The sequence below is a fragment of the Shewanella hanedai genome, from assembly GCF_007197645.1.
In the GTDB taxonomy this organism is placed as follows: Bacteria; Pseudomonadota; Gammaproteobacteria; order Enterobacterales; family Shewanellaceae; genus Shewanella; species Shewanella hanedai.
Map to the genome: position 1 here is coordinate 23,538 of NZ_VKGK01000019.1, position 20,708 is coordinate 44,245.

The window sequence follows — 20,708 nt, forward strand, 5'->3', positions numbered from 1 at the left end:
TTGTTCGACTTTTAGCCCGTTCTCCTGCTATACTCCGCGTCCCATTTATCTGTGGCATGAGAGTGAGTGTTTAATTATTACTTTCCATTTTTCCAGTCCAGATAATGCAGTGGGCGCAAATGTTGGTATTATTTTTCATGTTTGATAGTTAGGCTGTAAAACTCATGCAAGTTGAATCTACGTTATTTACCTATCCCAAGTATCGCTCTGAATTGCAGCGACCGGCACCATTTTTGCCTATGTCTCGTAAAGAGATGGATAAATTAGGTTGGGATAGTTGCGACATTATTATCGTCACAGGTGACGCTTACGTGGATCATCCCAGCTTTGGTATGGCCGTTATCGGTCGTATGCTTGAGGCTCAAGGTTTTAGAGTCGGTATCATCTCTCAGCCTGACTGGTCTAATAAAAATGACTTTATGAAGTTAGGTAAACCCAATCTCTATTTTGGTGTGACAGCTGGCAACATGGATTCGATGATTAACCGTTATACGGCTGAGCGTCGTATGCGTCATGATGATGCCTATACTGCAGGTAATATTGGTGGCAAACGCCCCGATCGCACGGTGACTGTCTATACCCAGAGATGTAAAGAGGCCTTTAAGCAGGTACCTGTGATCATCGGTGGCATCGAAGCAAGTCTGCGTCGTATTGCCCATTACGATTATTGGTCCGATAAAATTCGCCGCAGCGTCATTTTAGATGCCAAAGCCGATATCCTGGTTTACGGTAATGCCGAGCGCCCTCTGGTTGAGCTTTCACATCGTCTTGCTGCTGGTGAGCCGATAACCGAACTGCATAATATTCGTGGAACCACAGTGATCCGCAAAGAACCTATGCCGGGTTGGAAAGGCATGGATTCACGCAAAATTGATCAACTGCATAAGATCGATCCTATTCCGCATCCTTATGGTGCCGATGACGTCGGCTGTAAGAATTTATCTGGTCCATCAGATGTAAAAATCTTTGATAACGATGCCCCGAAGGCGATCAGCGTACAACCGGCGAGACCTAAGCCATGGGAGAACACTTACGTGTTGCTGCCAAGCTTTGAGAAGGTGTCGGAAGATAAATATCTTTATGCTCATGCCTCTCGTATTTTGCATCAAGAGCAGAATCCAGGTTGTGCTAGAGCCCTATTTCAGAGACATGCTGAGCGTGCCATTTGGGTTAATCCGCCCGCATGGCCTTTGTCTACCGAAGAGATGGACGGTGTGTTTGGCTTACCCTATGCGCGCGTGCCTCACCCTTCATACGGTAAAGAGGTTATTCCTGCTTACGACATGATTAAGACGTCGATCAATATCATGCGTGGTTGTTTCGGTGGTTGTTCATTCTGCTCCATCACCGAGCATGAAGGCCGAATTATTCAGAGTCGTTCGCAAGAATCTATTGTGAACGAGATTAAAGATATTCAAGAAAAGGTGCCTGGCTTTACCGGTGTTATCTCAGATCTCGGTGGGCCGACGGCCAACATGTATCACTTAGGCTGTAAGAGTGAGAAGGCAGAAAAAACCTGTCGTCGTATTTCTTGTATCTTCCCCGATATCTGTGGCCATATGGACACCGACCACCAACCTACGATTGATCTCTACCGAGCTGCTCGTGAAGTGCCTGGCATTAAGAAAATCTTAATCGCATCGGGTGTGCGTTACGATCTCGCATCGGAAGATCCTCGCTATGTGAAAGAGCTGGCGACCCATCATGTGGGCGGTTATTTGAAGATAGCGCCTGAGCATACCGAAGAGGGCCCGCTGAATAAGATGATGAAGCCGGGCATGGGCAGCTACGATAAATTTAAAGAGCTTTTTGATAAGTACTCCAAAGAAGCGGGTAAGAAACAATATCTTATTCCTTACTTTATCTCGGCTCATCCAGGTACGACCAACGAAGATATGGTTAACCTGGCTTTATGGCTCAAGGGTGAGAAGTTTAAACTAGATCAGGTGCAGAATTTCTATCCATCGCCAATGGCGAATGCGACGACAATTTATCACACTGAACTTAACTCGCTTAAAAACGTAAAACACACCAGTGAAACCGTGACAGTGCCTAAGGGCGGACGTCAACGTAAGCTGCATAAAGCGCTGTTGCGTTACCATGACCCAGCTGGCTGGCCAATGATCCGTGAAGCGCTCATCGAGATGGGTAAAGAGAAACTGATAGGCGGCGGGCTTAATTGCTTAGTGCCAGCAGAGTCTCGTCAGGAGCGTGAAGCAAATCGTAATAAGGGTAAAGGCGGTAACAAGAGTTTATCTGCCAATAAAGACCAAGGTGGTCAGAAAGCCTTAACGCGTTTCTCTGAAGATCAATTTGCTGATCGTAAGCCCAAGGGCAAAGGTGGTAAGCCGAGTTCAACGGCTAAATCGGGAGCTGGTAAAGCTGGTGGGCAGGGGAATTCCTCAGCGGCATCTAAGCAACGCCCGCCGAAGAAAAATGTTTGGGGAACGACACCTAAGCACCAGAGGTAGTATCCAGTCAGAGCATTAAACTAGAACTGGCTAAATGAATACAAAAAGGGGAATATCAATGATATTCCCCTTTTTTCAAGGAGTTTTCGATGAATGATAATTCAGATAATGCGGCAACGGATGGTTATAGCGAAGATGGTTTCTGGCTTAAGGTGAAACAGTTTGCTAAAAAAGCGGGGCGAGAAGTTATCGATAATGCGCTGTGTCTTTACTACGCAGCAAAAAGACCGGATACGCCAAAGTGGGCCAAGACGGTTATTTTTGGCGCGCTGGCCTACTTTATCTCTCCATTGGATGCGATACCTGATCTAACCCCCTTTGTGGGTTTTACCGATGACTTAGGTGCACTGGCTGCTGCTTTAGCGATGGTGTCGATGTATATCGATGACAATGTTAAAAACCAAGCCGCTGAAAAAACAGCAACTTGGTTTGATTAATTAGCTATTTTTATTCAACCACTCAGCGGTTGTAATTGCTTCAGCGCCACCAAACGAAAGAGACAGTAGGTTGGCAGCAACAAGCTGTTCTCCGCTGAAGTCATGCTCACCGTAGCCCAATGTCGGTGCTGCGATGGCATCGCTAATGACTTCACAGTGATAACCCTTATTGGTGGCACTGCGAGCAATCGTTTGTACACAGGCTTGGGCCATTGCGCCAACGATCACTAGCTTTTCAATCCCAAGCTCAACGAGTGTTTGCTCAAGGGAGGTGTCAATAAAGCTGTCTACTTGATGTTTGACGACTAGTGGCTCACTTTTCTGTGGTGCCACGCTCAACGCTATCTCAATACCGGGTGTGTTGTCGGTAAAGAATGCCGCGTTCTCATCTTCGAAAATATGCTGAATGTGGATAACCGGGAGCCCTTGTTCCCTAAAGTGAGTCAGCAGTGTTTTAGCTTGTTTAGTGGCTTCGTCTGTGTTGTCTAGTGGGAAGCGTCCGCCGGGGAAATAGTCATTTTGTAGATCAACCAATACCAGCGATGTGCGCATGTGTTGCTCAAGCGGTGCGGCTAATTGAGTCAAGACACTGAAATCATCCTCTGCTAAATACCACTGTCCGTCATCACTTAATGTCCAAAGCTCCTTACTGATAAAACCACTGGCAATATTCATCGACCAGTTGGCTGATAATATGGCTTGTTTATCGTTTAGTACTTTAATCTCGACATTACGGTAAACAAGTTGAGTTGGGCCACTTTTGGCAAACTCGCTCCAAAATGCGCCGATGGCATCTCTTCCATCGAAACGGCCAAATGGAGAAACCTGCATGTTTGCCTCAGGCAAATAGCGTTCGATACACGCTTGAACATTACCTAGGTTAAAGTTCGCTATCCATTCACGGCTTGCTTGCATCACTGACTGGCGTATTGACTGACTCATGGTGTTACTCCTGATTAATCGATTTGTTTTTCTATGCTAAGCAGTTTATTGTTATTTGATTCTTTAATAATTAACCAGAAAGTGAAATTAATGTTCATAAAAAGTGAACAAAGGCGGCTTGCTTATCAAATGTTGGTATTTGATGAGGTGATTAAGAAAGGCTCCTTTACCGCAGCAGCCGAGTCTTTAGGTCACACCAAATCGGCAGTGAGCCAATACGTGAGTCAGCTAGAGGCTGATTTAGGCGTACGCCTTTTGAACCGCAGTACTCGCCAGTTAAACCTCACCGTGGTTGGGCAGCAGCTTGCAGAGCGAAGTGAGCAGCTACTCGACCTACTGATGACAACTATTGAAGAGGTTAAGTCCCATGAACTGGCGCCCGCAGGGCGTATTGCGATCACAGCTCCCCATGCTTTTGAATCGAGTTTAGTGACACCAATCGTGGCTCAGCTTTGTCATGAGTATCCGAAGTTAGTGCCGGAGCTTCTGTTTAGTGATGAGCGATTGGATTTGTTGCAAAACAACTTGGATTTAGCCATCTCAGTGGGGCAGCAAAAAGACAGCGCATATCACGCCATATTGATTGGTAAGCTCAGCAGTATTCTGGTGGCATCACCAGCGTACTTAGCCAAAAACCGTGTTACCGATAAAGTGATTAACATGCAACATTTGGTCATTTTACCCTGGCAGCAGCAAGCTCTATTGGAGGGGCCTCATGGTGAAAATATGGTGTTTAGTAGTGATAAACTGCTGAAGGTGAATACCTCCATTAGTGCGATTAACAGCGTGAAGTGTGGTGCAGGCATTGGTCTTACGCCCTCCATTTTTGTGCAGGACGATTTAGCATCAGGTCAATTGCAAAGAGTGCTGCCAGATTACCAAGGAGAGGTGAGGGATGTGTACGCTCTTCACTCTTACCAGCAGCAACTACCACTCGTGTTAAGGCGATTTGTGGATCGATTAAAGATGGCATTTGGCCGAGTGAGCAATCTAGGGGAGGGGTAAAAATATCTCCCAGAGCTTAAGTTAAAATTTATCTGCTTATGATAGGGTTAATCACAAATCATCGGAGATAATAATGACAACAATAAAATACTCACACATTGGTCTGTTAACCGCTTCATTGTTTAGCTTGTCGGCTCAAGCCGTGACCACGGAACAAAGTGCCTTTTTCGATAATCTAGCTGCTCATTGTGGTAAAGCATTCGAAGGTTCTGTTATTGGTGGTACTTCAGCTGATTCCGCCTTCAGTGGTAAGAAGCTGATTATGCATGTACGCGAATGCAGTGATAACGAACTTAAAGTGCCATTTCATGTGGGCGATGACCACTCCCGTACTTGGGTGATCACCAAGACTCAGTATGGTTTACACCTAGCCCATGATCATCGCCATAAAGATGGCAGTGAAGACAAGGTGACCATGTATGGCGGTGTTACTGCCTATATGGGCAGTACAACCGAGCAATCTTTCCCCGTCGATGCTTATTCTATAAATAACTTCAGAGATAACGGCTTAGATGTGTCAGTCACTAACGTATGGCATATGTACGTCAAACCAGACGAGTTTACCTATCGACTCACTCGAGATAATCGCGATTTTAGAGTCGACTTTGATCTCACCAAACCAGTAGCGTTGCCACCCGTGCCTTGGGGACATAAATAACAGGCCTTTGAATGAAGGCTGATTACATTTTTATATTTGGTTCACTTGGTATTGGATGGGACTGTTGAAGGTAATACCTTCATTGGTCTCCATCGCTTGCCAGCGGAGGATGTGTACTATTTCTTTGAGAAGGGTTTGTGAGATGCGATTGAGTTAGCCATCTTCAAATGAAGATTAGGTACATTTCTTATTAGTTAGTTTTGAATTGGTATTGGGCTAATCTTTGAAGACCATACTTTTATTGTAATCTATCACCTGCGGTGAGCGCATGTGCAGATACTTCGGCGAAACGCTGTAAATATATCCCTATAAGCTTTACGGCAGCATCCATGCTGCCAAAACTCGCAGTCGCAACTACACCAGTTTATTTATCTCTTCGATTTGGCTTAATTGAGTTGATTTGCAGTCCATTTGGCAACAAACTTCCCACCGGCTTTGGCAATTTTCTCTAATCGGTCACAAGTTCCCCAAGCGACTTTAGTACCAATCTCTTTTGTTGCAGACTTAAGCTCTTTATCATCTTTGATTAACGACACTTTTAGGGTCGCAACAGAGACTGGATGAATCGCCCAAATACTGAATTTCTGCGGCACGACATCAATATAATCCACTTTGACGATAATATTGTCATGTTGAGTTGGTTTAACATCTTTACGTGTGATCAATTGATAAGGATAACGTTCACTATTAGTCAAAATTGATTCAGATAATGATGCTAGCATTTTGCATTCAGCTTTAATCTTATCCTCAACCATACCTTCACTAAATTGCATATCTTCTAAAATCAACGATTTTGATGTCAATGGCATGGGTTTACTTACAGTCGAATCAACGTCAGCAGTGGTTATTTCAACCTTATTAGTGATTTTTTCTGTTTGTGCTTTTTTGTTTGTACTACCACAAGCGATTACCAATACTGATAAAATTGTCACTGTTGCCAGTTTTTTAAGCATCATTGCCTCTATTATTAAAAATTATATTCCATTTGCAAAGAAACATATCTTTAACAAAAACAAATGACAAGCATTTTTGGCTAAGAAATAAAGTGTTTGCAGTCAATTAAACTAAGTGGGGAAGGCGGCAATATGTGGATGTAGTATAAACTTTCTTCTTTTCTCTGAATCTGGACTTCATAGTCGTTTTTTAAACTTGGTAACCCCAAAATTTCTAAATCGGAGAGATAAACAATTAGGTGTAGAGACTGCCGGGGTTGTACTTGTGTCTTCTCACTGAAGTCGCTACACATCAGTCTGCTGCAGGCAATAAATACACGCAAGGTTATGTTTTAAATCAAGCCGCCAAATACCAATCCCGCCCAATGATCCCATCCACAGATATCTCAAACTTACATCGGGCAAGTTAGTCAGCTTTTCCCCAATACAGATATAAATACTCACTTGGCATTTTGAAAATCAGGCCACTTGAGCCGAGTCCTGATTGTCGATATACCCACTTACCATTTTCATCTTCGAAGGTGCCGAGATTGGCTTGTTCCACTGGTGATAAATGGTAGTTGACGCCATCATCTCGGTAGATGCTGATATGGCCTTGTCTTTGGGAGAAAGTACAGGGGGTTGAGGTAATAAGCTCCCCCTGAGGTTTATCAAAAATATCACAGCGTGATTTCATCGTGTCTGCCATCAAAGGTGTTGCGATGCCACTGAGTAAAGCGCTGAATATGATGGCGTATATGCTCATTGGCTTCATTATCGACTCCCCTCGTTGATGATGATCACTTCTCTTCAAAGGTAAATGATTGTCCAGCTAGTGCTGCTTCAAACATCAAACCGCCTTTGGCCATGGTATAGACTGCCATTCCATTGATGTATGACGCTTTAGCGACCTTGCCTCCTGCGCCGCTTGAGTTACCTGTGGTGCCAGCTTGGGCATTTGCACCTATGGTGATGGCGACAGCTGAAGCTTGGGCACCAAACTCAAAACTGCCACTGGTGAAGGCGTCATAGGCTTTGGCATTTTTAAAGAAAATAATCTCGCTGTAGGCCTGGCCTCCGATTTGAAAACCTAAGGATATCTGCGTCAAGCTAGTGTCCCCAGTGTAGCCTTGGTTACGGAACACTTTACCTTTACCGTAGGCTGCGCCAATGCCGAAACCGCCTTTACCTACGGTGGGGAAGATAGCGTAACCATAAGCGTTGTCGAAAAACTTGTGAGTGTCATTGGCCATTTTAAATTTGGCGATAGTGTCGGTGTACTCTTCATCGGCTAGGACGGCTTGTGAGAACATAAGCGTGGCGGCCAAGCATGTTGCTGAGATCAGGCTGATAAACTTTTTCATAATGTACTCCGTTTCAATTGCTAGCTTCAGCATACTCACCTAAAACTAAAAAAGCGCCTTTTAGGGCGCTTTTTTGCAGAGTAGTCAGCTTATATTCAGTTACTCTTCTCCCCCGAGACTTCGTTGCCCAAAACATAGTGATTGAACCATTTTTGATCCCATTCCATCTTGGCTTTTCGGTGCTGGTATTTACTTAAACCATGACCCTCATCTGGGTAGACGATAAGCTCCACTGGCACATTGAGGTAATGCTTAAGGGCGCGATATAGGCCTTGTGCATGCCCAACAGGAACACGCTGATCGTTCTCACCGATGTGGATTAAGGTTGGAGTCTTTATTTTATCGGCATGGCTTAGGGATGAACCATGAGTATAAGCATCAGGCTTCTCCCAAGGCAGACCTTCCATAAAGTTAATGACATGGCCGGGGGTATCTTCGAGCATCCACTGCAAGCGTTGATCGAAGACGCCTGCGCCAGAACTTGCCGCTTTAAATCGGGTATTGGTACTGATTAATGCATTGGTTAGGTAACCTCCGTTACTCCATCCCATAACCGCCATCTTATCGCCGTCGGCAATGCCAGCTTGGATAAGATTATCAACTCCCGCCATGATGTCATTAACTTCGATAACATGCTCTTGACCGACAAGATCGGTTAAGAACTTGTCGCCGTAGCCAGTTGAACCACGGTAGTTTGGTGATAGTAGTGCCCAACCATCAGCGGTAAAAGTAGAGCGACCATAAGATCTATGTTGTAACGCATAGGGCGTTGCTGAAGTCGGGCCGCCGTGAATTTGAACAATTAAAGGCAGTGGGCCATCCTCTTGTTTGTAACCTGCGGGTAGATCCAATATTCCCTCGACGACTGCGCCATCAGGAGCTGTCCATTTGACGATTGATATCTGAGGTAACTGCCAATTGTCGACTTGGGGGTTGATATTGCTAAGGCGTTTGGCTTTGGCATTTTTGCGATTGGCGTCGGCAATGAACATGTCAGAGAAATGATCTAGCCCATTGTGACTAAAGGCGACTGATTTACCATTTTGACTAAAACTATAGCTGCCAATAACCATGTCGCCCTTGATGACGTTGCGGGTGTCGCCTTGCTCGCCATCTTCGACTTGGGTGCAGAAGAGTTTAACTCGGCCATGATCGCTGCCACGGTAACAAATCTCGTCGCTGTTAGGCCGCCATTTGATATCACCCGAGTTTAAGGTCACATCACCTTCGCGAGTGAGCTCAAAAGAGGGTTTGGTGCTCGCGGTTGCATTGGCAATAAATAACTTACCCGGATGACCATCGAAATCGATTCGAAAGGCTAGTTCGGTATTATTATCTTGCCAAGCCAGTCCAAGTAACCAGCCATAGGGAGATGGCGCATTGTCTCGCCATTGAGTATCAGCAAGGATAGAGTTTGTTTGTGTTGCCGTGTCAAAGACTTCGATATCTGACCAGCCTTCAAGCCGAACAAGTTCATTGTCATCGGTGGTTATACGGGCAATTTTACTGCCGTCATTGTTGACCTTAAACTCCCAGACAACCTTATCGTCATCGAGTAACAACTCTTGTTTAAAGTGTTGTAGATCCAGCTGGTACAACGGATTGGTTTTACGCTCACCATGGCCATATTTTGGCGCTGAATGGCTAGCACGCATCGAGGCCCACTCGTCTTTGTCTTTAACCGTTTTGGTGGCTAAGAAGTAGAGGCTACTGCCGTCTTGGCTCAATTGAAAGCCGTTAACACCATCGACTTCTTTCGTCATGGGTTGGCTATTACCACTGCTGACGGACAGTCGAAACACTTGTTTTTTGCCGTTGTAAGGTGCTTTGGCTTTCTCTTGTTTGATTGAACTCAAATAATAGATGTACTGACCATCAGGGCTCCACTGAGGGCTGGATTCGCTTTCATTAGTAAATGTCATGCGCTGGGATTCACGGCTTTTCGTATCCAGTAGCCATAGATCACGTTGGCTTTTATCTAGCTCTTTATCCCAGCGTGATTCGAGCCAAACGGCTTGCTTTCCATCGGGACTGAGTTGGACACTGGACATGCCACCAATATCGAAAAAGTCGTCTGTGGTAATGATGTGTGTTCTTTGTGTTGCTGCGATAGATGAGGTTGATGCAAGTACACTGCTGATGACTGCCAGCATACTCAAACGACTTAGCTTTCCCATGGTGGTCCCTTGTTTTATTATTTGTAGACACAATAGCTTAAAATGAGAGACGTTAAAAAGCGTTAATCTATTTGTTAATCTTCTTAATTGATTTTTTAAGTGACTTTGAGCTATTGGTGTTGCTTTTCATCTTCTTGATTATCTTCCCTCATTAGTTGATGGAGGTAATTGAGCTCTTCTGAATTTAACAGTTGATTACTGGTTTTGAGTGGATTGATTAATGTGTGTTTATGGCGATTGAGTTTGCCCCGCAAATAGGCGGCTTTAGTGATCTGCTTGAGCCCATAAATAGCGAGAACATACACAGTCAGCAAGAGTAATAGGCGAGCCATTGCTTGGGGGATTTCAGATATTTGATCGCCCAGATAAAAGGGCAGAATTACGAGTAGGGTTCGCACTAACCAGTTGCACATCAAGGCGAGGGTGAGTACTAGCAACCAATGAAACTTGATGTCTTGTAAACTTTCTTGGTGCGCTTTTCGTGAACGACCTTTGTATCTTCGCAACATCTCAATAATGAGAATGAAGTAGATGAGGGTTTGAATAGAGAGCATGCCGGGAAGCAGTGTTGCGAGAGCGCCTAAATGGGTAAAACTGAATTCTCCTAATTCCAAAGTATTACTGAAATCAAGCACAAAGCTTTTGCTTTCAATAGAGATAATAAGCACTGCTAAAGCAACAATGAGTGCTAGATAAAAATGTGCTGAAAGTCGTAATTCAAGCTTGATGTTGTTTAGGCTTCTATAGCAGTAAAGATAGAGAAGTGGCATGAGCAGAAAGTAAAAAGGGATGATAAGGGTGAAGAGTAGATGTATGGGAACGGGGGAGTTGTCTCGGTTCAGCATACCGGTAAAGAAATACAGGCCCATCAAACTAAAGATACTGCCCAGTAACTTATTATTGCCGTTTCCTTCGCGGTAAACGTAACGGATATAAAGGCCTAAACCGATACAATGAAGCCCGCCGAATAGAGAGAGCCACCAATATCCTTGAGAGAAAAAACTGTTGAATTCATTCATAGCAATTCATTGTTGTATTAATTGCAGGTTAGAAGCAAGGGGATGGCTGAGATTTTAATCAAGTATTATACCAATCAGTATAAAGATTTGATCGCTCAGCGAGAGTTTAGCGGTTCTGAGGCAAGGCAACGAGTGAAGAGCATAGTTATTCCTACGGTTAAGCTCGTTAACACAGTATCAGAACCGCTAAAACTCGCCTGTAAGGAGTGTTTTTGGCTGCCTACTTCTGCGTTGAATGAACTCATAAGGGAATAACCATTATGTCATCCATTCGCCTTGAATTAGTTTGCCAAAAAACACTCTGAGTAGATCAACTTCTTATACTGATTGGTATTAGGTCTTTGTGGATTCCTATCCAGCGATAAATAAGCATATGAGCTGCCAGCAGGCTACCTGGCAGTATTCATTTATCTTTAAGACTCTTGAGATTTTCTTATGTGTCGATTAGATACATGTGATGGAGGTTTTCCAGGGGCAGCAGAACGTTCGGCGAGCAGGTGGCGTATGGCCATGACCGGATGAGGGAGAAGCATTCTAGGGCCTGCAAATATCATGATTTCTCGTGCTTTTGCTTTCATATGTGGCTTGTAGCAATGGACTGGGCACTTATTACAGGTTGGTTTATCTTGCCCATAGGGACAGCGATCGAGGCGTGTATGGGCGTAGGCTAAAAATGTGACACATTCCTCGCATTGGTCGACGGTAGTGTTGTGGTGATGAGCTTTGCAATAGATCTGTACCATTGCGGCAATGGTTCTGTATTCGTAGAGTAACTTACCGCTTAATAACTCATGTTTTGCCATTGCTAGCTCCAAATGGTTAGATCTATTTGATAATTGGAGTCATTGACTCAAATGCTTAAGCTTATTTTAGAGGGTTCAGCAGTATAATCCATGAAGGTGCGCACAAAATAGCGCTTTAAAAGTACAAAGAAAGAGAACTTAAGCTTTGGTTGTTCATTAATTAATGTGCCATCTACGCCCTTCTGGCTGAATTGTTAGATATAATGGTGCAAGTATTTATCTATTTCTTAGTGTTAAAGCTGTGATTTTACATGTGCTGATAACCTTAAGTCGTTGTTGATTTTTCTCGTTTTATTTAAATATTTTATTGTGTAATACTCCTGAATAAATGGGAGTTGGTGGTAATAAAAATAAGAAATTTGACGATTTGAAATAAAAAACTAGATAAACACTTGATTTATAGCAAGAGAATGGATTAATAATACTGGTTACTAGTTGTACATTTATGGCTAGTTAAACTTAACCAAATTATTTAGATTTAGTAGGAAATCACTGGTGGATGACAATGAAATATTTAGCCATTGTATTACTGGTTGCTTTAGGCGTTTATCTTTATAGACGCGCTAAACGACTGGCCGAAGACGAACAGGAAGTAAATAAGCCTGGCGAAAAAGAGATTGAAGAAGTGCCTGCAGTCGAGAAGTCGTCAGCAGATGAAGCTCAAGTTGAGGAAGGTTCAGCTGTAAAGGCTGTCGTGACTCCTTTAGCTGAAGAAACGGAAGTGGAAAAGGTCGCCGACATTGACTCAATGGATCAAATTGACAGTGTCGATAATGAAAAGTCTGCAAGTGACAATCAGTCGATAGCTCCAGAAGAGGTGGTGGTTGCAGCAGTGACCTTGCCCGTTGATACTCCTGCAGAGCCAGAGCCAGAGCCAGAGCCAGAGCCAGAGCCAGAGCCAGAGCCAGAGCCAGAGCCAGAGCCAGAGCCAGAGCCAGAGCCAGAGCCAGAGCCAGCACAATCTGATGAATCGTGGGCGAATGATAAATTAGCCAATGCGCTGGTGGAATACCGTGGTGCATCAGATACAAGCGTAAAGCATCAGGCTCTATTGGCCGCAATTGGTGAATGTTACAAACAACGTAAGCAGGCTGAGTATGCTGATTACGGCGCAGGGTTAACACCTGATTATCTCGAGTTGTTCGCCTCGTTAGCATCGCCATCGAGTGAGAAAGGGGCTGGTTTCATGCATCTTTCAACTCTGCTTAATGATACTGGTCGGTTCGATGAAGCGATAAGCGTTTGTCAAAAGGCCACAAGCTACGGTTTGAGTGATGGTACTGTGACTGGGTTCGAAGGACGAATTGTTCGGATCGAAAAAGCGAAGGCTAAAGCGAAAAAGTAAAACAGCGTATTAGTATTGGCGTAAGCTGTGTAAAATGAGGCGAACTTAGGTTCGCCTTTTTTATTGGCTGCTGTTTAACGCCATTTTGGAGTGTTTATGAGGTTCGTTTTACTGGGTTTATTTATCTCTTCTTTGACGGCTTGTACGCAAAACCCTGAGTGGACTCTATTTTATTACGCAGACGAGGCGAGTATTTCTACCGCTGCGAAACCAAGTGAGCATATCGCTGGATATTATTCGACGTCAGAGCAGTGTCTGATGAAGGGAGCTGGGATGGTCAAGTTGAGTGATTCTGGTGTCGGCAGCTTTCAATGTGGTCAGCAATGTGTAGCAAACGACACGGGTTCATTAACGTGTCAGACATTCGTTGATTCCTTAATTTTTTAAGTCTGATTAACCAAAAATGATCATCTTTTTCTCCATAGTTAGCGCATGTAATACCTGTATTTAAGAGAGCTCATTAATGAAGTTAACATCAGTACAGCTTGATCCTACGTCGAACAGTTTGTCGATTGAGGCCAATATCGACTTTGAAGCTTTTGAGTTGTTTGCCGAACCATTATCTAGCTCCATTGATGCCAAAATCTTAGAGCGCCAATGGGGAGCGGACAGGCACCAGTGGCTACTGGAGTTTGAAGGTACCTTGATGCAACTTAATTATGAGTTTTATGGGGATATCTGCTGGTTATCGGTTACGCGGGATGATGAATTTGAAGTGCTAGAGTTTCTCGCTAGCCTGTTGGAGCAACAAAAATGAACCAAGAAAACCAAGGTGCGGCGTTTCACTATCAGGCATTAACGCCTGATCTCATTCTAGATGCGATTGAAAGTTTGGGGATCTACCCAGAAACAGGTCTGTTAGCACTCAATAGTTATGAGAATAGAGTTTATCAATTTCGTTGTGACAATGGCGTACGCTATGTGGTGAAATTTTATCGTCCTGAACGTTGGAGTAATGAACAGATCCAGGAGGAACATGATTTTTCTCAGTCTCTTTTCGACGAAGAGATCCCTGTTGCAACCCCAATCATTATCAATGGCCGCTCACTACATGAGTATAAAGGTTTTAGATTCGCTCTATTCCCATCGATCGGTGGCCGCTCGTTTGAGGTGGATAACTTAGAGCAGTTGGAGGCTACCGGACGTTTTATCGGACGTATTCACCAATTTTCGCAGCAGGGGAAGTTTAAACATCGTGATTTAGTCAATCCTCAGGTGTTAGGGGATGAATCTCTGCTGTGGCTGAAAGAATCCGGTCATGTTCCCTCTTCGTTAGTCTTGCCCTATTTTACGATTGTGGAACAGGTACTAGATAAATCAAAAGAGATCTGGGCTAAACAGAACCCTAAACAGATACGTTTACATGGCGATCTGCATCCGGGCAATATTTTATGGACGCCTGATGGGCCGGGCTTTGTTGATCTAGACGATGCGCGTACCGGACCTGCTATTCAAGACCTTTGGATGATGATCACTGGTGATAGACAGCAGAAACAACTCCAATTAGAGATCTTGCTTGAAGCCTATGAAGAGTTCTGTGATTTTGACGCTAAAGAGTTAACATTGATTGAACCGTTACGCGCTATGCGCATGTTACATTACAATGCTTGGCTGAGTCGCCGCTGGGAAGACCCTGCTTTTCCTATGAATTTTCCGTGGTACGGAGAGGAGAAATATTGGGAGCAACAGATCCTTTCATTTAAGGAACAACTTGCGGTACTCGATGAACCAGCACTGAGTCTTATCCCCGGATATTAGTATAACTCTCATTTTGTAACAGAAAAATGAACTAATACGCTTGAGATGGACTCCAAAGAACATTATGTTATTCTTCAAATTATTAAAATTACCTAGCGTATTGCGCAAAGAACAAGGAATCATCATGAAAAAAGCATTACTGATTGCCCTAGCCCTACTAACAGCGCCAATGGCAGCACTCGCTGCTGATTATAAAGAGGGTGTGCATTACACTGTGCTCAATGACGGTCCAGCGACTGCTAAGCCTGAAATCACTGAGTATTTCTCGTTTTATTGTGGCCACTGTTATAACTTTTCTAAAGTACAAGTTCCTCAAATAAAAGCGAATCTACCAGAAGGTGTTGTGTTCAAGCAGAACCATGTTGAGTTTATCGGTAGAGAGATGGGCACTGAAATGTCACGTGCTTTTGCTGTGGCTCATCAATTGAAAGTTGAAGATAAGATTGAAAAAGCCATATTCAGTGCTATCCATGAGAAGAAGCAACACTTCACGAATCGTGATGATGTTCGTAATCTATTCATTGATAATGGCGTTGATGGTAAAGATTTCGATGCTGCGGCAAGTTCATTCATGGTGAGTGCTCAAATGTCACAGATGAAGCGAGCGACTGAAAATGCACAAATCTCAGGTGTACCAGCGCTTGTCGTTAACGGTAAGTATCGCGTAGAGACTGGGGCGATTAAGTCTTATGACGAGCTACTCGATATCGCTTATTACTTAACAAGTAAAAAATAAACACTGAGTCATTACTCATTGATTAAAGGAGCCTAACGGCTCCTTTTTTGTACATGGATGTACTTATCCCTGATCGCAGGGATAGCGATTGAAGGGATTTGTGTCAGGTGTTTTGGTGACTATCCAGCAGGAATGCTTAACAAATTGTAATGCATCAGGAGATTTTACGCAGAAAGTACACCATCTAGAGTTCAAGTATTGACTTAAATAGCTGTTTAAAAGGCATAAAAAAACCGTATTTCCTGGTCGCAAGAAATACGGCAGTTGAGCCATGAGGCTCAGTTTTACCCTGAGTAACAAATCTAACTTAACAGGGAGTCAATTTATTGGCAAGTGCCAATTTAATTAATCTTTGGTGGATATTCGTTTAACAGAAGGGGGGAAATAGATGTCAGACAAGGTTGGTTTCAAATACTTACAATTATATACATTCTTTAATGCAACTCTTATGGAAATATCCTGTCAAAATCTGAACTAGTATCCATAATTAATAAGAAAATCTGTATCGGTAATAGGAGGCCAATGTGAGAGTATTTCCTGTCTATGCACCTAAGCTTATTGTTAAGCATGCACGTATATTTTTGTCTGGGGTGATCTGGGTTAAAGACTTGGGTCGTTTAGAGTTTGAAAAAGGGAGATTTTTATTGCCAAGGAAAAGCTTACCAGAGGTAAAGCAGGCAGTACTTGAGTTAAATGAGTTGATAGAAACTCAAAGTAGCGAAGCGAAGATAGCGTAAATCTTCGCATTCGTACAATACAGGCTTTTAGTTCACTTCATCATTGAGCAAGCCAACGAGTCCAGTCACTTTCTCATTCCAAGAATTGAGATCCTGACTTAGTTGTTGGTTTTGCTCAGTCAGTCCGATGCTCTTCTGCTTCTCTTCTTCAAGCTCCATTTTTAGTAGCTCGATAGTTTCAAGTGCTGCCTGGATTTTTGTCTCCAGTTTGGACAGTAGTTCAAGGCTCATGGGAGTCCTAGTAGTTTCTGGATGGTAGTTGATTCTATCAGTGCACATACAGTAGTGAATAGTTAATTATGCTGAATGTCTAAAATATCTCTGTATATTCGTATGAATCGTGTTTTTTTTGTACGTGTTATAATATCGCTCTGATTCTCCTCTTAATTTCCCCGTGGAACATTTCAATGACGACAAGTGTTTTTCTACTCTTGCCTTTGGCTCTGACGCTCATTTTAGCCTTAACAGTTAGGCGAACCCTTTTGGCTTTGGGTGTCGGAATTATCTCTGGCGCGTTGATGATAGCTTCATTTAATCCATTCAAGGCTGTGGAATATTTAGCGGTAACGGCAAGCCATCAAGTTTATGCCGATGGGAGTTGGCAATCTTGGCATTTGAATGTGTTAGCAGCGATGGTGTTACTTGGCGCAATGACCCAATTATTGGCTCGAGGTGGCGCGGTAAATTCGTTTGCCGACTGGCTGTATCATAGAATTCGAAATGGCAGGCAAGCTAGGTTGGGAGTAGTGTTTCTAAGCTGGATAGTTTTCATCGATGGGATCTTTAGCTGCATTGCAGTGGGTCATGTTTGTCAGCCATTGAGTCAGCGTTACGGTATGCCTAAAGAGCAAATTGCTTATTTAGTTGACTCGAATGCTTCCCCTTTATGCTCATTGTTGCCTTTCTCAAGCTGGGGGCCATACGTGATGGCAATACTAGCTGGGATCACCTTGTTGCCCGTCTCTCCATTGCAGGCATTTATGGAGATGGCGCAAATGAACTTTTATGCGATAACCGTCATTGGTTTGTCCTTGTTGGCTGCCTGGTATGGTAGTGGTTTTACACCGCTGAACAGTACAGTCATAGTCAGGGAGTCTGTGAAGCTTGGTAGCCCTTGGTTGCTGGGTGTTCCGATGGCGACATTGCTGCTCGCTTCGATAGGATTCACATTATGGTCAGGGGCGACAGCGTCTGATAATTGGAGCATCACCGATTGGTTGTCTAATGCTGATATCGGTAGCTCAATGCGTAATGCCTGTATATTGGCAATGCTGACTAGTGTCGTATTACTCAAATTATCTGGCCGAAGTCTTAGTCAGCTGATAAAAGATATATTGGCAGGTATTCAGGGCATCAGTTTTGCGATAGGAATTTTAATTTTTACTTGGATGATTGGTGCTGTGATTAGTGACTTAGGTGTCGCGAAGTTATTGGCTGGCTGGGCCGAGCAGTTTATGTCGGAGCACTTTCTTCTCGCTGGTATGTTTCTATTGTGTGCGGTGATGGCGTTTACGACGGGTTCAAGCTGGGGGACATTTGCAATCATGATCCCTATCGGTGGTGAGATTGCCGCAGTTGTCGATGTCACTTTATTGGTCCCTGCGCTCAGTGCGGTAATGGCGGGAGCGGTGTTTGGTGATCACTGTTCCCCCATATCAGATACTAGCGTGTTGAGCGCAACTAGCAGTGGTTGTGAACCACACTCCCATGTTATTACTCAACTTCCTTTTGCGATGATCGCAGCTCTCACATCACTTTTGGGATATCAACTAACTAACTTGGCTTTGCCAGTCTATGGCGTTTGGCTGATGGTTATGATCACCGCAGGAGGTCTTTTCTTTCTACTGACGAGATTTTTTAGAAGAGGAGTTTTACAAGTAGAGGGCTGAACGAAGGAATTAGATACTGAGGCCGATTTGTTTATAGCAAAAAGCCCCTTGCGGGGCTTTTTTAGCTAACTAGCTCGCTTAGAAGCGGTAATCAACTGATAGATATAGTTGCTGGCTATCATTTAGTGATGCGGTCTCAGAACCTGCAACTACGCCATTGTAAGGTGTAGGCACTGGTGCATTACTGATATCATAATCCTGCTTAAGGTAACGGTAACCAATTTCAGTACTTAGGTTATCGTTAATCTTATACATCAAACCTGTTTGACCACCCCAAACAAAACGGTTCTTAGAATCAAACTCATTTGTTTCTGGGCTCAGATGGTTCATACCTGCAGTTGCACCAATAAACCAGTTTAACTTGTTGGAAGCACCAAGTCCGACGAGGTAATCATATGACATTAAAAAGCTTTGCTGCTTAGTGAAATCATCTGAGTTGTATGAGTAAGTACCATAAACACGGTTAGCATCATTTAAGTAAACACCGGCTCTAACTTCATAGATTACGTTGTTTTCGGTTTCTTTAATGTGTTCAGTTTGAGATACACCTGCGATTGGGTTTTGTAGTTCAGGAGTATAAGAACCTTTGTAAGTGTTTTGCTGGGCACCTACGGCACCACCGACGAACCAATCTGCTGCCATTGTTGGTGCTGAAATTGCGGTGGCTAGAACAGCGGCTAATGCTAAAGATTGCTTTTTCATAATATGCTCTCACTCTTTGAATAATAAGGTTTTTGTTTCGTTGAGGGCATAGTAGATGGCATTAGCTGAACAAGAACTGAACCGTCGTTTAGTACAAGTGTTTGTATTAATTGGATGTTAATATCCAGCCGTCCTGTTCAATAATTGTATTATCTGGACCTCTTTAGGTTGGGTTTATGTTTATATTTTGTTGTTTTTGGCGTTTATCTTGCTCAGTATTGCATGTTAGTTAAGCGGGGATATTCAGATCTCGTTAATTTCTTGGGGTTTGCATCAGCCCCAAGAGATCAATTTGGCTTATTTTTTAAAAATAGCGTCGTTAGTTCCATAAGGACCTAGGTTGAGATCGCGTTTACGGATCTCATCGACACGGTCGAAGGCCTCTTCAGCAACATGCAAGTTTTTCACATCGTTACGCCAGTAATATTTGAATCCATTGAAATTCGCATTATTAGGGTACCAATACATTACGCCCAAACCTTCATCCGTCATAATGGGTGTGTTGTGAATAGTTGCACCAGGAATATAGAAGTACTGGCCTGTGCCAAGTTTCTTGAACTGGTTATCCGCAAGAGTCTGACCTTCACCGTTGACTACATAGTAGCACTCAGGCTGACCATGAAAGTGCGGTGCATGGTCTGATTTTCTGCCGTCAGTGATCCCGATAACCACAGGGCTATCTGACAGTTCTTTCCAAATATAGCCAACTGGTGATTTTGATTTATCACAGTCTTGAATTTCGAGTACATTACCGTCGTCATCTAATGATTTACAAAATTGCTGATCGGCGGGAATACTGCTGTTCGATTTAATCGTTTTAAAGTCAATCTCACCCGCTTCCCAAGCGGCGATATACGCTTCAACTTCAGGGTTGCTACATTGCTCAGGCATGGTGTCTTGTGGCGAGTAGGGGGTGCTGTCATATGGCACAGGCGTCATCTGTTGGTAAGGCAGTTGTGTATGGTTACATTGCGGACCTTCTGCCATGACTGAAGTCGACGCTAACGCTGCGATCCCGAACATCATTTTTAGTTTCATCACTCTCTTCCTATTAAAATCTAGCTTAGCTTTACGCTGCCATATTTTTTATTGTAATTAGTTGCTTAAGCTAAGAATAAAGTGATAGTTACTTGGTTAAATTGAATTGGATCACGCAATGTTTTGAGCAGCAAAGTTATTCGTGAGCGAGATCGCGAATAAAGTTATCAGTGACGTATTTTTAGAGGTAAAGCGGCAGTCGAACTTATTCAGGCGAATGGTAAGGCTTACTGCTCGGGGGAGATGAGTGACGTGTAGCGTGTGGGATTAAGGACGGCTCTGATAAACAACCAGAGCCGATGAGTTATATTGGCAATATAAATTACATCTCTTTGAACCACGTTCTATGGCACTCAGAGCATAAAGGTGCTTTAACTTTATGTTCAGCATGACAAGCGATACAGCTAATTGCTTCACCATAATGTACTGACTTGTGAGGGTTTGCATGTGCGTTAACAAGACGACTGGTATCGATGTCTATAGTGCTAATTGTCCCATGGCACTCTACACAGGCTGCATCGTTAGTGTTTTTCTTGGCATTAACATGACACGTTTTACATGCGTCTTTTTCTTCATAAATAAATGAATGGTTATCACGACCTAAGGTTTTTCCTTTAGCCGTGATCAAATCACCAGCATAAACGGTGCTAGAAATAGATATGAGTAATGTTAAAGCGGCAATAAATGTCTTCATG

General features: G+C 43.5%; 22 protein-coding genes. 11 read left to right on the top strand and 11 right to left on the bottom strand.

Going from position 1 to position 20,708, the window contains the following annotated elements:
• Positions 1-164 precede the first annotated feature (164 nt).
• Positions 165-2,471 carry a YgiQ family radical SAM protein gene (locus tag FN961_RS15365; protein WP_144041063.1) on the top strand — a complete coding sequence of 769 codons (2,307 nt, stop codon included), beginning with the start codon at positions 165-167 and terminating at the stop codon, positions 2,469-2,471.
• An 89-nt stretch (positions 2,472-2,560) separates the two neighbouring features.
• Complete coding sequence (locus tag FN961_RS15370) at positions 2,561-2,908, top strand: YkvA family protein (protein WP_144041064.1); 348 nt, start codon at positions 2,561-2,563, stop codon at positions 2,906-2,908.
• Here FN961_RS15370 and FN961_RS15375 read toward each other — a convergent pair whose 3' ends face one another.
• On the bottom strand, positions 2,909-3,850 hold the full coding sequence (locus tag FN961_RS15375) for a cysteine hydrolase family protein (protein ID WP_144041065.1): 942 nt from the start codon (positions 3,848-3,850) through the stop codon (positions 2,909-2,911). It lies immediately after the preceding gene.
• Positions 3,851-3,940: 90 nt separating this feature from the next.
• On the opposite strand from FN961_RS15375, the gene FN961_RS15380 reads away from it, so the two are divergent.
• Together FN961_RS15380 and FN961_RS15385 are read left to right on the top strand one after the other, a co-directional pair.
• Positions 3,941-4,855, top strand: a complete 915-nt coding sequence (locus FN961_RS15380; RefSeq protein WP_229814709.1) for a LysR family transcriptional regulator — start codon at positions 3,941-3,943, stop codon at positions 4,853-4,855.
• A 73-nt stretch (positions 4,856-4,928) separates the two neighbouring features.
• Positions 4,929-5,513, top strand: coding sequence for a hypothetical protein (locus tag FN961_RS15385; RefSeq protein ID WP_144041066.1), 585 nt, complete (start codon positions 4,929-4,931; stop codon positions 5,511-5,513).
• A gap of 386 nt (positions 5,514-5,899) precedes the next feature.
• Here the strand turns inward: FN961_RS15385 and FN961_RS15390 are convergent, their stop codons facing one another.
• From FN961_RS15390 to FN961_RS15420, 6 genes are all read right to left on the bottom strand, one after another.
• Entirely contained in the window at positions 5,900-6,469 is a 570-nt protein-coding gene (locus FN961_RS15390; protein ID WP_144041067.1) for a hypothetical protein, read from the bottom strand.
• Between the two features lie 403 nt (positions 6,470-6,872).
• Positions 6,873-7,220 (bottom strand): hypothetical protein, encoded by a 348-nt coding sequence (locus tag FN961_RS15395; protein WP_144041068.1) that lies wholly within the window; start codon positions 7,218-7,220, stop codon positions 6,873-6,875.
• Between the two features lie 25 nt (positions 7,221-7,245).
• A complete protein-coding gene (locus FN961_RS15400) occupies positions 7,246-7,809 on the bottom strand; it encodes a lipid-binding SYLF domain-containing protein (protein WP_144041069.1) in 564 nt (187 codons plus the stop codon).
• A gap of 95 nt (positions 7,810-7,904) precedes the next feature.
• A complete protein-coding gene (locus FN961_RS15405) occupies positions 7,905-9,986 on the bottom strand; it encodes a S9 family peptidase (RefSeq protein ID WP_144041070.1) in 2,082 nt (693 codons plus the stop codon).
• A 110-nt stretch (positions 9,987-10,096) separates the two neighbouring features.
• Complete coding sequence (locus FN961_RS15410; protein WP_144041071.1) at positions 10,097-11,005, bottom strand: hypothetical protein; 909 nt, start codon at positions 11,003-11,005, stop codon at positions 10,097-10,099.
• Between the two features lie 413 nt (positions 11,006-11,418).
• On the bottom strand, positions 11,419-11,808 hold the full coding sequence (locus FN961_RS15420) for a nitrous oxide-stimulated promoter family protein (RefSeq protein WP_144041073.1): 390 nt from the start codon (positions 11,806-11,808) through the stop codon (positions 11,419-11,421).
• Positions 11,809-12,307: 499 nt separating this feature from the next.
• On the opposite strand from FN961_RS15420, the gene FN961_RS25840 reads away from it, so the two are divergent.
• The 6 genes from FN961_RS25840 (at position 12,308) to FN961_RS15455 (ending at position 16,384) form a co-directional block, all read left to right on the top strand.
• Positions 12,308-13,153, top strand: coding sequence for a hypothetical protein (locus FN961_RS25840; RefSeq protein WP_342353819.1), 846 nt, complete (start codon positions 12,308-12,310; stop codon positions 13,151-13,153).
• A gap of 96 nt (positions 13,154-13,249) precedes the next feature.
• On the top strand, positions 13,250-13,540 hold the full coding sequence (locus FN961_RS15435) for a hypothetical protein (RefSeq protein ID WP_144041075.1): 291 nt from the start codon (positions 13,250-13,252) through the stop codon (positions 13,538-13,540).
• Positions 13,541-13,616: 76 nt separating this feature from the next.
• Positions 13,617-13,910, top strand: coding sequence for a DUF3630 family protein (locus FN961_RS15440; RefSeq protein WP_144041076.1), 294 nt, complete (start codon positions 13,617-13,619; stop codon positions 13,908-13,910).
• Complete coding sequence (locus FN961_RS15445) at positions 13,907-14,911, top strand: serine/threonine protein kinase (protein ID WP_144041077.1); 1,005 nt, start codon at positions 13,907-13,909, stop codon at positions 14,909-14,911. The genes FN961_RS15440 and FN961_RS15445 overlap by 4 nt, the downstream gene beginning before the upstream one ends.
• A gap of 124 nt (positions 14,912-15,035) precedes the next feature.
• Entirely contained in the window at positions 15,036-15,647 is a 612-nt protein-coding gene (locus FN961_RS15450; RefSeq protein WP_144041078.1) for a thiol:disulfide interchange protein DsbA/DsbL, read from the top strand.
• Positions 15,648-16,171: 524 nt separating this feature from the next.
• The gene (locus tag FN961_RS15455) at positions 16,172-16,384 is read left to right on the top strand and encodes a DUF1107 domain-containing protein (RefSeq protein WP_144041079.1); all 213 of its coding nucleotides are present in this window, start codon (positions 16,172-16,174) and stop codon (positions 16,382-16,384) included.
• 27 nt (positions 16,385-16,411) lie between these two features.
• On the opposite strand, the gene FN961_RS15460 is transcribed toward FN961_RS15455, so the two are convergent.
• The gene (locus tag FN961_RS15460) at positions 16,412-16,615 is read right to left on the bottom strand and encodes a cell division protein ZapB (RefSeq protein ID WP_144041080.1); all 204 of its coding nucleotides are present in this window, start codon (positions 16,613-16,615) and stop codon (positions 16,412-16,414) included.
• Between the two features lie 176 nt (positions 16,616-16,791).
• On the opposite strand from FN961_RS15460, the gene FN961_RS15465 reads away from it, so the two are divergent.
• Positions 16,792-18,273, top strand: coding sequence for a Na+/H+ antiporter NhaC family protein (locus FN961_RS15465; protein ID WP_144041081.1), 1,482 nt, complete (start codon positions 16,792-16,794; stop codon positions 18,271-18,273).
• Positions 18,274-18,351: 78 nt separating this feature from the next.
• Here the strand turns inward: FN961_RS15465 and FN961_RS15470 are convergent, their stop codons facing one another.
• The 3 genes from FN961_RS15470 to FN961_RS15480 all read right to left on the bottom strand — a co-directional run bounded on the left by FN961_RS15470 (position 18,352) and on the right by FN961_RS15480 (position 20,707).
• Positions 18,352-18,975: an outer membrane beta-barrel protein gene (locus tag FN961_RS15470; protein ID WP_144041082.1), complete on the bottom strand. Its 624-nt coding sequence runs from the start codon at positions 18,973-18,975 to the stop codon at positions 18,352-18,354.
• Between the two features lie 297 nt (positions 18,976-19,272).
• Entirely contained in the window at positions 19,273-20,016 is a 744-nt protein-coding gene (locus tag FN961_RS15475; protein ID WP_144041083.1) for a cupin domain-containing protein, read from the bottom strand.
• Between the two features lie 319 nt (positions 20,017-20,335).
• Positions 20,336-20,707: a cytochrome c3 family protein gene (locus FN961_RS15480; RefSeq protein ID WP_144041084.1), complete on the bottom strand. Its 372-nt coding sequence runs from the start codon at positions 20,705-20,707 to the stop codon at positions 20,336-20,338.
• Position 20,708: the final 1 nt, after the last annotated feature.